This window comes from Bartonella sp. M0192 (assembly GCF_016102305.1).
Classification (GTDB): Bacteria; Pseudomonadota; Alphaproteobacteria; order Rhizobiales; family Rhizobiaceae; genus Bartonella; species Bartonella apihabitans.
In genome coordinates, this window is record NZ_JACFOU010000001.1 from 312,969 (window position 1) to 325,139 (window position 12,171).

Genomic DNA, 12,171 nt, shown 5'->3' on the forward strand with positions numbered 1-12,171 from the left:
CGGGAAAACATTGAATTAGCTATTGTAACGCTTGTATAGATTGCGTTCTCAATTAAAATAATTTTATTACGGTAGTCTGTGCGTTTAGCCCGTTAGTACGGGTTGATTAACGGGAAAGACATTGATTTGACGCTGAGACCCTTACGCTTTTGTTGGCGCATTTTATATAACGCTGTCAGCCACTATTTCCGTGATTCTGGCAGTGCTTTTGCCAGTCATATAGCTTTGTCCGGTTTGATGGCACTGTTTCCTTTCCTGATTTTTGCAACATCACTCGCAAGTTTTATTGGTGCACGTGCCTATACCCAGCAAAGTGTCAATGCGCTTTTGAAAATGCTTCCCGATGCTATTGCCGGTCCGATTGTCAAGGAAGTCGTCAATGTCATGACCATTCAGCGCGGTGGTCTGTTGACCATTTCGGTCATCGGGACGGCCTATTTTGCTTCAAACGGCGTGGAAGCATTGAGAACTGCACTTAATCGTGCCTATCGCGTGGTCGATCGACGCAGCCTGTTTTTTTGCCGGTTTCAAAGTCTGTTTTTCGTTATCGTCGGCACGATAGGGTTGATGGTTATCAGCTTTCTTCTGGTGCTGGCACCGCTTGTTATCAATATTCTTCAACATGATTATCCGGTTATTGGCCAATATGTCGGCACAATCCGCTTCTGGCGTTATGCCATTGCGGTGGTTGTTCTGTTAATCAGTCTGTTGATTGCCCATAAATGGCTTCCTGCCGGAAAACGGAAATTGGCCGATATTTTGCCCGGTATCGGCGTAACCATGGTGGTTTGGGTCTTGGCCTCGATGCTCTTTGCACAATATCTGGCGACATTTGCCAATTATGTTTCCACTTATGCAGGGCTCGCTTCGATCATGGTGGCAATCATTTTCCTCTATATGTTGAGTGCCATTTTTATTCTTGGTGGCGAAATCAACGCAGCCATTATGTTTTATCGCAACCGTCAGCAACAGCCTGGCCAATTGGTGCGCGCCATTGAACAAAAAGAGGAAAAAGAAGAAGGGCTAAAACAGCAAAATAATGACGGACAACAAAATAATGACGGACAAAATGATCATAAAGTTGTTTCTTGATGGTGATGCCTGTCCTGTCAAAGCTGAAGCCTATCGGGTAGCCGAACGTTATCATATCAAGACTTTTATCGTCTCGAACAGTTTCATGAAGATCCCGAACGAGGATTTTCTCGAAGCTGTCATTGTTGATCAAGGGTTGAACAAAGCAGACGACTGGATTGCAGAAAAGGCCAATGAGGCGAGTATTGTTGTTACCAATGATGTGCCATTGGCCGATCGTGTGGTCAAAAAGGGTGGAGTGGCGATTTCGCCTTCCGGCCGGCTCTTTGATGCGGCCACAATCGGCGCGGCATTGGCCACCCGCAATCTCTTTGAAAATCTCAGGGAAAGTGGTGTTGTAACCGGTGGACCGCGCCCGTTTTCCGGCCGTGACCGCTCGGCATTTCTGGGGGCACTCGATTTGGCTGTGCAACGCAAAAAACGTCAAGGTTTTGAGCCTGATTTTAGCAAAAACCGGCTTTGACCGGTTTGCAACCGGTCAATTTTACATTTTGATTATTTTTAAAGTGCCGTTCCGGATAGAGAACCGATGATCAGTCTTTTTTATCGGCTTCCACGGCAGCTTTCATCAGTTTTTCCGAATCGGCATTGCTCCATGGAGCCGAACCGTTATAGGATCCGAGCAGGCAGCCATTTTTGTCAATCAACATGGTGACAGGAAGCCCCATAGCGAGACCCTGTTTGCGCACTTCATTAAAAACATCCATCGACTGGTCGCGATAGAAAACAATATTGTCGGCTTTGATGCTTTTTAGAAAGTCTTTCACTTTTTCATCGCTTGCTGTTTTATCAATATTGATTGCTATGACATCGAATGAGTCATTACCAAGAGAACGTTTGAGATTTGCAAGTTCCGGCATTTCGGTGCGGCAGGGTACACACCAGCTTGCCCATAGGTTCACAAGTAAGGTTTTGCCGGAAAATTCTGCCAATCTATGATTTTTGCCGGTTTCATCTTTGAAGGTGAGTTTGGTTGCATCATAAGGCTCTTCGGCAAAACGCATATTCTTGAAAAACCCGTCTGCCGACTGCTTCAATTTATCGATTTTTCCGGAATTTGCTGTGCACCCCGAACCGGTTTCGGCTTGAGCCACAGAAATCAGTGATGGAAAAGAGTAAACTTGGTTGTCAGACGCCGTCATTATCGCGTATATGCTCAGTGTGCCAAGTGCAATCTTGGAAATTATTTTCCGGAATTTTCTAGAAAATTTTACGTTTTCGGGAATTCTTGCAACCATTTTTTCGTCCTTTCGATGGGGGCTAACATATATGAATAACAGTGGATCAAGCAACCAGATGTGGGGTGGACGTTTTGCCTCGGGTCCGGCAGCCATTATGGAAGAGATCAATGCTTCGATCGATTTCGATAAAAAGCTTTATAAAGAAGACATAAAAGGCTCATCTGCCCATGCGGCTATGTTGGCCGCACAAGGCATTATATCGGCAGCCGATTATGACGAGATAGAAAAAGGTCTGAAAACGATCCTTTCCGAAATTGAAAGCGGCAAATTTGCTTTTTCCCGAAAGCTTGAAGATATTCATATGAATATCGAAGCGCGCCTTGCCGAACTTATCGGTTCCGCCGCCGGAAGGCTCCACACAGCCCGGTCGCGAAACGATCAGGTCGCGTTGGATTTTCGCCTTTGGGTGAGAAATGAAACAGACAAGACCATTCAATCCATCAGGCATTTAATCGAGACCTTGCTGCAGCGGGCCGAACAGGAAGTTGAGACGATTATGCCGGGATTTACCCATTTGCAGGTTGCTCAACCGATAACTCTGGGCCATCATTTAATGGCCTATGTCGAAATGTTCGGGCGGGATTTATCCCGCATGTATGATGCCCGCGAAAGAATGAACGAATCACCTTTGGGTGCAGCGGCTCTGGCCGGTACCAGTTTCCCGACAGACCGTTTTATGACCGCTAAAGCACTCGGTTTCAGAGAACCTACCAGAAATTCGATCGACAGTGTTTCCGACCGCGATTTTGCATTGGAATTTCTGAGTGCTTCGGCAATTTGCGCAGTCCATCTTTCGCGCCTTGCCGAGGAAATTGTCATCTGGTCGACAGCACAGTTCAATTTCATACATTTGCCTGATTCTTTTTCGACCGGTTCGTCCATTATGCCGCAAAAGAAAAATCCCGATGCGGCAGAACTGGTCCGTGCGAAAACCGGACGGATCAATGGGTCACTGATTGCTTTATTGACCATTATGAAAGGCCTTCCGCTTGCCTATTCGAAAGATATGCAAGAAGATAAAGAACAGGTTTTCGATGCAGCTCAATCGTTGGAACTTTCGCTTGCCGCAATGGCCGGTATGATTGCTGATATAGAAATCAACAAAAACATAATGAAAAAGGCGGCCGGTACCGGCTATTCGACGGCAACCGATCTTGCTGATTGGCTTGTTAGGAAATTGGGAATACCCTTCAGAGAGGCTCATCATATAACCGGTCACGCTGTGGCTTTGGCAGAAAAGAAGAAGTGCGATCTTGCTGACCTCACCCTTGAAGATCTGAAGACAATTAATCCCGATATTACGGCAGATGTGTTTGACGTTCTGAGCGTTGAGAAATCGGTTCAGAGCCGCAAGAGTTACGGCGGTACAGCCCCTCAGGAAGTACGTCGCCAAATCGACTATTGGAAAAAACGCCTTGCCAAAGCTTGAATTTGACCATTACACAAAGAGTAGATTAAATAGAGAATAGATCAGATAGAGCGTAAAGCTTGCTATTTTTGAAAGAGACGCGATCATGAAAAAAACTCTGACCGGTTTGGTGGTTGTCACAATCTGTGGCGTGGCTTTGGCCGGTTGCGGACGTAAAGGTCCGCTTGAACCGCCACCGTCCACGATGATTGAGGACTCTAACGGCAAAATGGTTCAAAAACCGAAAGTAGAAAAACCGTTTATTCTTGATCCATTGATTAAGCAGAGGCACTAATTGCAGGCTTTTCAATATTGTAACGGTCATCTTTACGCTGAAAAAATTGCTGTTGCCGATTTGGCAAAAAAGGTGGCAACGCCTTTTTATTGTTATTCGGCTACAGCCATTCAGCAACAGTTTGAACAGTATCGTCAGGCCTTTGCCGACACCAATGCGCTTGTCGCCTTTGCACTGAAAGCCAATTCCAATCAGGCTGTCCTGACCCTTCTTGCAAAACAAGGCGCCGGTGCTGATGTTGTGTCTGGTGGAGAAATGCGTCGTGCGCTTCAAGCCGGTATTCCTGCTGACAAGATAGTTTATTCCGGTGTTGGCAAAACCGTTGAAGAAATCGACTTTGCCCTTGGTCACGATATCCACTGTTTCAATGCCGAATCGGAACCGGAATTACAACAATTGTCCGCCCGCGCCGTAGCGATTGGGAAAAAAGCACGTGTTTCTTTGCGCATAAATCCGAATGTTGACGCAAAAACACATAAGAAAATTGCTACCGGCAAATCCGAAAACAAGTTCGGCATTCCTATTGCGGTCGCACGCGAGGTTTATGAGCAGGCAGCAAAACTCCCCGGTCTGGATGTTCATGGGGTTGATGTTCATATCGGTAGCCAGATTTGCGAATTGCAGCCGTTCGAGGATGCTTTTTCACTCGTTGCGGATTTTGTCCATGTTCTGCGGGGCGAGGGGCACGACATCCGTCATGTTGATGTCGGCGGTGGGCTTGGCATTGTTTATCGCAAGGATAACTTGCCCCCGCCCTCGCCGGCCGAATACGCAAATGTTGTCAAAAAACATTTCGCACCGCTTAATGTCCAGATCATCATGGAACCGGGTCGTAATATTGTCGGTAATGCAGGCATTCTGGTTACATCCATCATCTATATAAAACACGGAGCCGGAAAAAATTTCGTTATTGTCGATGCAGCAATGAATGATCTTATCCGCCCGACTTTATATGATGCCTGGCACGACATCGTGCCTGTAAAAGAGCCAAAGCAGAGTGATGAACCGATGATGGCCGATATTGTCGGTCCGGTTTGCGAAACCGGCGATTATATGGGGCTTGCGCGCTATCTTCCCCGCCCAAAAGCCGGAGATTTGTTGGCTGTTTGGAGTGCGGGAGCATATGGTGCGGATATGGCAAGTACCTATAATACACGTCTATTGGTACCGGAAGTGTTGGTGAGTGATAACCATTTTGACATTGTTCGTCCGCGTATTTCATATGAAGAGCTGATAGGGTTTGACCATGTACCGGAATGGGTGAAAAACTCTTGAGGTTTGAAACAGATATTTTCGAGTGAAGGTGATATAAAATATTCGCAAAGGGTCTCGCCTTTGTTTGTTTCATTGCTATGATGTGGCAAAACCGGTGCGAAGGGAAGAACATATATCTTGCGGAGTGATAAAGGCCCTTTTCATGGAACTATGGCAGCGCTTGTAAGAGCACGGGCTTCGGCGTGGTGTATCCTGACATTCGAACGGTTGTGGCCACGCATTCTTCCAAGCATTCTTGCCTTGTTGATATTGTTTTCTTTGGCATGGCTCGGCATTTTCGATCGCCTCTCCTATTGGCCGCATGTTATCCTGTTATGGATTTTGCTTTTTATCGCTGTCGGTTCCCTTTTCTTTGTTTCCGGTTTCCGTTTTCCCTCTTTAAGCGAAATCGATCAGCGGATAGAAAAAGCGAGCGGACTGCAAAATCAGCCACTCGAAGCGCTTTATGATGCACCGGCAAATAGCGAGGCGAATGATTTTGTAAAAGTTCTATGGAAAGAACATCAGCGGCGTATGGCTGCCGAACTCAAAAATCTGGAAGCAGGCATGCCCGACACCGGAATTACCCGTGCCGACCCGTTGGCGCTGCGGGCATTGGTTGTCCTTTTTGCTGTTACAGCTTTTGCTTATTCATTTGGTTCCTCCGGAGGGCAAATGGGTGATCTCTTGGATTTTTCGCAACCGGTCGATTTATCAAAAATGCGCGTGGATGCTTGGGTCACTCCTCCCACCTATACCGGCGAAGCCCCTGTTTATTTGACCGAAGCCAATATCCGGAACGCCAAAGTGCCGGAAGGTAGCAAACTGACTATTCGTGTGGTCGAGGGTGGCGATGCAACATTGAAGTCGACCGAAAGCCAATCTGGCAAGACTGTCAATATTACTGCACAAGGTAGCTTTGACACTATAAAGCAGAATAGCAAAACATTCGAGACTGTGCTCGCCAAGTCGAGCAATGTGACATTGAGAACGCGCCATTATGACAGAAATTGGCATTTTGATGTTGTTGCCGACCGTGCCCCCACTATCAAATTGACCAAGGAACCGGGACGTATTCTCAATGGGTCACTGGAACTCAATTATTTTCTTGATGATGATTATGGTGTCGAGAAAGCTTACGTCGAAATAACACCTACATCCACTATCAAGGAAACCGGACACCCTCTTTATGATGCACCGGAAATCAAATTGATGATTCCGCGTGGTGGTAAAGGGGATGCGCGTACCGTGCAGGATGTCAGTATCCATCCTTGGGCAGGTTCGGAAGTGCGTTTGACACTGGTTGCAGAAGATGGCGCCGGTCATCAGGGAAGAAGTGAAACGCGCACCATGACATTGCCGCAAAGAAATTTCGGCAATCCGCTTGCCCGTGCCGTGGTTGAACAACGTCGACTTCTGGCTCTTGATACACTTTCCCGCGATCGGGTTCTTGATATGTTGTCGGCCTTAACGTTGCGGCCGGAAGAAACGATCGACAATTTTACCCATTATCTGGCATTGCGGAGCATATGGACGCGACTCCATCTCGCAGAAACCGACGAAAACTTGAAAAATGTAGCCGATTTTATGTGGCAGACAGCCATCGGTATCGAGGGAGACAATGTCAATCAGGCTGAAAAAAACTTGAAAGCGGCTCAAGCAGCCTTGCGTGATGCTTTGAGAAATGGTGCTTCGCCAGAGGAAATCGAACGTCTGACGGACGCATTGCGTCAGGCGATGAATGACTATATTGCCGCCCTTGCCGAACAACAACAAAACGGCGGTCTTGGACAAAAGCCATCTCAACAGGCACAAAATCTTTCACCTAACGAACTCGCCGAGAAACTGAAGCAACTTGAAGATATGGCCAAATTGGGTAACCGCGCTGGTGCCGAGCAGCTTTTGTCCGAGCTCGAACAACTCATGGACAATCTTCAGGTAAGTCGTGGCGGATCAGGAGAAGGGGGAAGCCAAACAAGCGAAATGCAAAAGCAGCTTGATGAGCTTGGTAATTTGATGAGGAAACAGCAAGAAACCCTCAATGATACCCATAAGCTTGAAGCTGATCGTGAACGCGGCGAAAAAACGCCGGAGGAATATCGCAAAGATCTTGATGACCTGAAAAAGAGACAAGATGAACTGCAGCAGGAATTGAAAAAATTCGGCAAGGATTTATCCGATAAAGGGTTCAAGTCGGGCGATGGATTAAAAGAGGCTGAAAAAAAGATGGACAAATCCGGTGAGGCTCTTCAACAGGGAGATGCTGCCGGATCCGAAGGTCAGCAATCGCAGGCTTTGGATGCGATGCGCGATGGCGCAAAAGAACTGATGCAAGAAATGCAGGAAGCCATGAAAAAAAATGGCGAAACAGGAAAAGACGGAGACGGCTCGTCCAAAGATCCACTCGGACGAAATCTTGGTTCAGCCGGACACCAGTCGGAAAAAGATGGACTTTCTCAAGAAAGTGATATGCAACGGGCAAGGCGTATTCTCGATGAAATCCGGAAAAAGTTGGGACAATCCGCGCTGCCTGATAGTGAAAAAGACTATCTTGAAAGATTACTGAAATTTTATTGAGCTTTTGACCGCCCGTCGCCACAGCATGTTGTTTTAAAACAGGCTTTTATCTACTCCCGCCGTTTAGTTTCTTGTCGCAATTTCAGTTTTCTAAAAGCGCAAAGGCGCGTGTTTGTCATCAGTCGACACAAAACGGAACAAAAATTCAAACGGCAATTTCAATCCGGTTTCGATAGATTGGATAAAGTGCTTAAAGAATAGTTATGTTTGCGTGAGCGCACGAGAAAATCATTTTGTTATCCGTAGTTCTAAAGAAGAAAACAAAATTACATAAATTTTTTTAAGAATTTTATTTGAATGGACGACTTTTAAAGCACTTATCGGCATTCGCATTGATAAATAGATAGAACAGATAAACATTATATTAAAAGACTATATCTGGTATTTTGCTTATATATGAAATAGCCGTTCGACAGTGATTTTAATGGATTCCGATACTCACGCACCCAAAGAAGACGTGCGATAATGACTGTAAAAAAGTCATTATAAAATTCGTGCGGCATTTCCGGTAAAATCGATATGTTTTTTTAGAAACCCAATGGAAGCGGCTCTTACGAAAAATAGATGACCTGTCGAAACCACGGATTCATGTTGGCTACTGCATGAGAAAAAGTTTAAGCGGTTTCGAATATGGACGCGCTTGAAAACAGCCTAAGAAAACACAAGAAAAAGGGCATTTTTTAAAATTGATCTTCAATTCGATTTTGTTCAAAACGTTAATACAAATCTGAAATGACTATTAATGGACAAATAAATTGCACTATTCCGTTCTAAACATGGAACTATATTCTATTTAATGCGTTTCAATAAAAAGAGGATTTGAAAATGAAAAAATTTATCGCAACCTTATGCATTTGTTGTGCGTCAGTCAGCTATGCAGCAGCGCAAAGTGAGAACAGTAACATGATGGATATGGCAAAAGGCGCAGCTTCGACCGCATCTCAGGCTTTATCGGCTTCCTCGTCGGCTTTGGATAAAGTCAATGAAACGATGATGAAAAATATGTCGATCAAGATGAGCGGTAATGCCGATGTTGATTTTATAAAGATGATGTTGGCTCACCACCAAGGTGCTGTCGATATGGCAGAGGTCGAATTGAAATATGGCAAAGACCCGGAAGCCAGAAAGCTCGCCGAGACAATTATTGCCGCTCAACAAAAAGAAATTGCCCAAATGCAGGATTGGTTGAAAGCGAACGAAAAGAAATAATTTTCCTGAACAAGCCTACATGCTGGGGAGGCTTTTTAAAATGACAATGCGTCAAGCTTCTCCAACTATGATAGGCCACGTTTCATGGACGATAAAACACGCTCCTCACAATTACGCCCCGAACAACAAGCGCTACGCCAGGATCTGGCCACTTTCTCGAGGGGAAGTGCAAGGCACTTCCGTCCGAGGCGTGCGTTTTCGACAAATCGTATTGCTTCGTCCATTCCGACAAAGTCTTTTGTTGGCCAAGCAGGACGAATCAACGGGCGTAACCGGTTGAAATCCGCCCGCGAGGTTTGACTGGCAAAGTTTTAATCGAGTCCTTCAAACAATTGGGTTGAAAGATAGCGCTCGGCAAAATCCGGAATGATGATCACTATGTTTTTTCCGGCATTTTCGGGGCGCCTTCCTATTTCGATTGCTGCTGTCAAAGCGGCACCTGCTGAAATTCCGACAGGAATACCTTCAATATGTGATAGATCGCGGGAATTTTGAAAAGCATCATCACTTGAAACTGTGACAATTTCATCAATGATTTTAGTATTCAGTATCTTTGGAACAAATCCTGCACCGATGCCCTGAATTTTATGGGGTCCCGGTTGCCCACCCGACAATACCGGCGAATCTTTAGGCTCTACCGCCACAACTTTGAAATCGGGTTTGCGTTGCTTGATGACTTCCCCGATACCGGTGATAGTACCACCTGTACCGAATCCGGCTACGAGAAAATCGACATTGCCATCCGTATCATTCCAGATTTCCTCGGCCGTTGTCTGGCGATGGATTTCAGGATTTGCCGGATTTTCAAACTGTTGCGGAATGACTGCATCCGGATTATTGGCGGCCAGTTCTTCGGCTTTGGCGATAGCGCCTTTCATGCCTTTTGCACCTTCGGTCAATACCAGTTCGGCACCGAGAAACTTCAATAATTTGCGGCGCTCGACGGACATGGTTTCCGGCATTGTCAAAATCAGTTTATAACCTTTTGCTGCCGCCACAAATGCGAGCGCAATTCCGGTATTGCCCGATGTCGGTTCAATCAATACGGTTTTCCCCGGCTTTGCTTTTCCTTGTTTTTCAAGGGCTTCGATCAGAGCAAGGCCAATACGGTCCTTGACACTGGCCAAAGGGTTAAAAAATTCAAGCTTTGCAAGAAGATTGGCCTTAACACCTTTCTTTTTGGCGAATTTGTCAATCCGGACGAGTGGTGTATTACCAATTGTCTCCAAAACAGAGCTATAAATAAAGCCGCGTCCTTTTCGAGATGAATTTTTATCAGTCATGACCGGTCTCCCTGGTGAAATTATCCGGATTAATCAAATAGGCTAGGAATGCTCGTCGCCTTTGTTTTGATAAATACTTGTCTTGATAAATATCAGGATAGAACCAATTCCTAGAATGATATAGCGATTATATACTTTAGGAGCGATTAAAATAAAAATTTTTCCTACAAAATTAGAAAACTCTAGAAAAATAACCCAGATGAAAAGAACGGAGAAGTTACCGGATTATTTTCTCCGTCCTTTCCGATTTGATGTTTGGCAGAGCTTTAATAGCTGCTTGCCTCATTAAGAGCGTCAATATCCTCTTTACTCAAATTTATCATTGTTGCTTTGACGAGGCTATAAAGTTGGTCAAGCTTTGTGGCACTCGCTATTGGCGCCGTTACGGCGGGTTGCGCAATAAGCCACGCCAACGCAATCTCGGCTTGTGTCACATTATGTTTTTCACTGATCGTATCGAGAGCGTTCAGAATGCGCATCCCGCGTGGATTGATGTATTGTTCAACTCTCGAGCCGCGTTTATGTCCGGCAAGATCGGCTTTTGAACGATATTTGCCCGAGAGAAATCCGGAAGCAAGACTATAATAGGTGATCACACCGAGACCGTATTTTTGTGCAGTATCGGCCAATTTTCCTTCGAATGTGTTCCGGTCATAAAGGTTATATTGGGGTTGCAATGTTTGATAGCTGGGAAGATTGTTCTTCTTGGCTGTTTGCATTGCATTTTCAAGTTGCTCTGCCGTTATATTGGAGCAGCCGATAGCGCGGATTTTTCCTGCTTTCAAAAGCTTGCCATAGGCCTCGAGAGTTTCTTCAAATGGTGTATGAGGATCGAACCAGTGTGACTGATAAAGATCAATGACATCGATATTCAAACGGCGTAAAGAATCTTCTACAGCCTGTTCTATCCAGCGGGCGGAAAGGCCCTTATGGCCAGCTACGCCCATATCCGAACCGACTTTGGTGAAAATATAGAATTTGTCTCGCTTGGACGGATTTTGTTTTAACCACTTCCCGATGATGGTTTCCGATTCACCGCCTTTATTGCCTTCAACCCATGTCGAATAGGCGTCGGCTGTATCAATAGCGTTCAATCCGCTTTCGGCAATTGCATCAAGCATCGTGAAAGATTGCTTCTCATCCAGTGTCCAACCAAAGACATTGCCTCCAAAAACAAGGGGAACAATATTAAAACCTGTATTTCCTAAAGCGCGATGTTTCATAAAACGTCCTTTCATTGTTTGTTGGATTTAACCGAACGCAAATTAATCGCGAGCAACGGCGTCTTTTAAAAGTAGTCACGGTTTTGGCTTGAGGGAAAGTGTTTCACAGTGTTTTGATAGTTTTCATGGTTTTGTCAGAATTTAACCTTAAATTCACGATTATTTTCTTTTTCGAATAAAGTTTGGTATGGTCACACGAGTAAAATGCGTGAAAGTCGAATGATTGGATTAAATTTCATGGGCAGGCTGGATAGTTTTATGTCTGTTAAAACATTAGTTCTTCCGTGCCTTTTGATGTTTGCCGGTTGTGCAACGCAAGCCACGGCATGGAGCGAGAAAATTACCACTCAAAAAGTTGAACTGCCAACAGAATGTGCCGGCTGGCAGAAAATCGAAGTAAAGACAAGGACGCGCTATTTTATGATGAAAGAAGATCAGCGTGCTCTGGTCGATATTGATGCGCATAATTTACGAGGGAAAAATCTGGGCTGTTGGGACAGAAATGTACAATCGTCTTCGGCACAGCCTTTGATACAAAGCCCTCAGCCCCAGTCAGGTGCGTTGACTTCAAGTCAAGCACAATAACGCT

General features: G+C 45.4%; 12 protein-coding genes. 9 read left to right on the forward strand and 3 right to left on the reverse strand.

What is annotated here, in order from left to right; all coding sequences use genetic code 11:
* The first annotated feature begins 126 nt into the window (after window positions 1–126).
* Window positions 127–1,092, forward strand: a complete 966-nt coding sequence (locus H3S82_RS01460; protein WP_198225532.1) for a YihY/virulence factor BrkB family protein — start codon at window positions 127–129, stop codon at window positions 1,090–1,092.
* Complete coding sequence (locus tag H3S82_RS01465; protein WP_246785220.1) at window positions 1,070–1,555, forward strand: YaiI/YqxD family protein; 486 nt, start codon at window positions 1,070–1,072, stop codon at window positions 1,553–1,555. Before H3S82_RS01460 ends, H3S82_RS01465 begins: the two co-directional genes overlap by 23 nt.
* A 70-nt stretch (window positions 1,556–1,625) precedes the next feature.
* Here H3S82_RS01465 and H3S82_RS01470 read toward each other — a convergent pair whose 3' ends face one another.
* Window positions 1,626–2,186, reverse strand: a complete 561-nt coding sequence (locus H3S82_RS01470; protein WP_369459058.1) for a TlpA disulfide reductase family protein — start codon at window positions 2,184–2,186, stop codon at window positions 1,626–1,628.
* 175 nt (window positions 2,187–2,361) lie between these two features.
* Between H3S82_RS01470 and argH the strand changes: the two genes are divergently transcribed.
* From argH to H3S82_RS01500, 6 genes are all read left to right on the forward strand, one after another.
* Window positions 2,362–3,762, forward strand: a complete 1,401-nt coding sequence (argH, locus tag H3S82_RS01475; RefSeq protein WP_198233406.1) for an argininosuccinate lyase — start codon at window positions 2,362–2,364, stop codon at window positions 3,760–3,762.
* Between the two features lie 85 nt (window positions 3,763–3,847).
* Window positions 3,848–4,036, forward strand: coding sequence for a lipoprotein (locus H3S82_RS01480; RefSeq protein ID WP_077969654.1), 189 nt, complete (start codon window positions 3,848–3,850; stop codon window positions 4,034–4,036).
* On the forward strand, window positions 4,037–5,311 hold the full coding sequence (lysA, locus tag H3S82_RS01485) for a diaminopimelate decarboxylase (protein ID WP_198233405.1): 1,275 nt from the start codon (window positions 4,037–4,039) through the stop codon (window positions 5,309–5,311).
* Window positions 5,312–5,461: 150 nt separating this feature from the next.
* The gene (locus tag H3S82_RS01490) at window positions 5,462–7,867 is read left to right on the forward strand and encodes a TIGR02302 family protein (RefSeq protein ID WP_198233404.1); all 2,406 of its coding nucleotides are present in this window, start codon (window positions 5,462–5,464) and stop codon (window positions 7,865–7,867) included.
* A gap of 825 nt (window positions 7,868–8,692) precedes the next feature.
* Complete coding sequence (locus tag H3S82_RS01495; protein ID WP_255519350.1) at window positions 8,693–9,076, forward strand: DUF305 domain-containing protein; 384 nt, start codon at window positions 8,693–8,695, stop codon at window positions 9,074–9,076.
* A gap of 84 nt (window positions 9,077–9,160) precedes the next feature.
* A complete protein-coding gene (locus H3S82_RS01500) occupies window positions 9,161–9,376 on the forward strand; it encodes a hypothetical protein (protein WP_198233403.1) in 216 nt (71 codons plus the stop codon).
* An 11-nt stretch (window positions 9,377–9,387) separates the two neighbouring features.
* Here the strand turns inward: H3S82_RS01500 and cysK are convergent, their stop codons facing one another.
* On the reverse strand, window positions 9,388–10,359 hold the full coding sequence (gene cysK, locus H3S82_RS01505; RefSeq protein WP_198233402.1) for a cysteine synthase A: 972 nt from the start codon (window positions 10,357–10,359) through the stop codon (window positions 9,388–9,390).
* Window positions 10,360–10,625: 266 nt separating this feature from the next.
* A complete protein-coding gene (locus tag H3S82_RS01510) occupies window positions 10,626–11,582 on the reverse strand; it encodes an aldo/keto reductase (RefSeq protein ID WP_198233401.1) in 957 nt (318 codons plus the stop codon).
* A gap of 258 nt (window positions 11,583–11,840) precedes the next feature.
* Here H3S82_RS01510 and H3S82_RS01515 point away from each other — a divergent pair, with 258 nt between their 5' ends.
* Window positions 11,841–12,167, forward strand: coding sequence for a hypothetical protein (locus H3S82_RS01515; protein WP_246785221.1), 327 nt, complete (start codon window positions 11,841–11,843; stop codon window positions 12,165–12,167).
* Window positions 12,168–12,171 lie beyond the last annotated feature (4 nt).

Excerpts from the sequence above, each read along its gene's own strand:
- argH (WP_198233406.1), top strand. The coding sequence starts at position 2,362 with ATGAATAACAGTGGATCAAGCAACCAGATGTGGGGTGGACGTTTTGCC.
- cysK (WP_198233402.1), bottom strand. The coding sequence starts at position 10,359 with ATGACTGATAAAAATTCATCTCGAAAAGGACGCGGCTTTATTTATAGC.
- H3S82_RS01515 (WP_246785221.1), top strand. The coding sequence starts at position 11,841 with ATGTCTGTTAAAACATTAGTTCTTCCGTGCCTTTTGATGTTTGCCGGT.
- H3S82_RS01480 (WP_077969654.1), top strand. The coding sequence starts at position 3,848 with ATGAAAAAAACTCTGACCGGTTTGGTGGTTGTCACAATCTGTGGCGTG.
- H3S82_RS01500 (WP_198233403.1), top strand. The coding sequence starts at position 9,161 with ATGGACGATAAAACACGCTCCTCACAATTACGCCCCGAACAACAAGCG.
- H3S82_RS01465 (WP_246785220.1), top strand. The coding sequence starts at position 1,070 with ATGATCATAAAGTTGTTTCTTGATGGTGATGCCTGTCCTGTCAAAGCT.
- H3S82_RS01495 (WP_255519350.1), top strand. The coding sequence starts at position 8,693 with ATGAAAAAATTTATCGCAACCTTATGCATTTGTTGTGCGTCAGTCAGC.
- H3S82_RS01490 (WP_198233404.1), top strand. The coding sequence starts at position 5,462 with ATGGCAGCGCTTGTAAGAGCACGGGCTTCGGCGTGGTGTATCCTGACA.
- H3S82_RS01510 (WP_198233401.1), bottom strand. The coding sequence starts at position 11,582 with ATGAAACATCGCGCTTTAGGAAATACAGGTTTTAATATTGTTCCCCTT.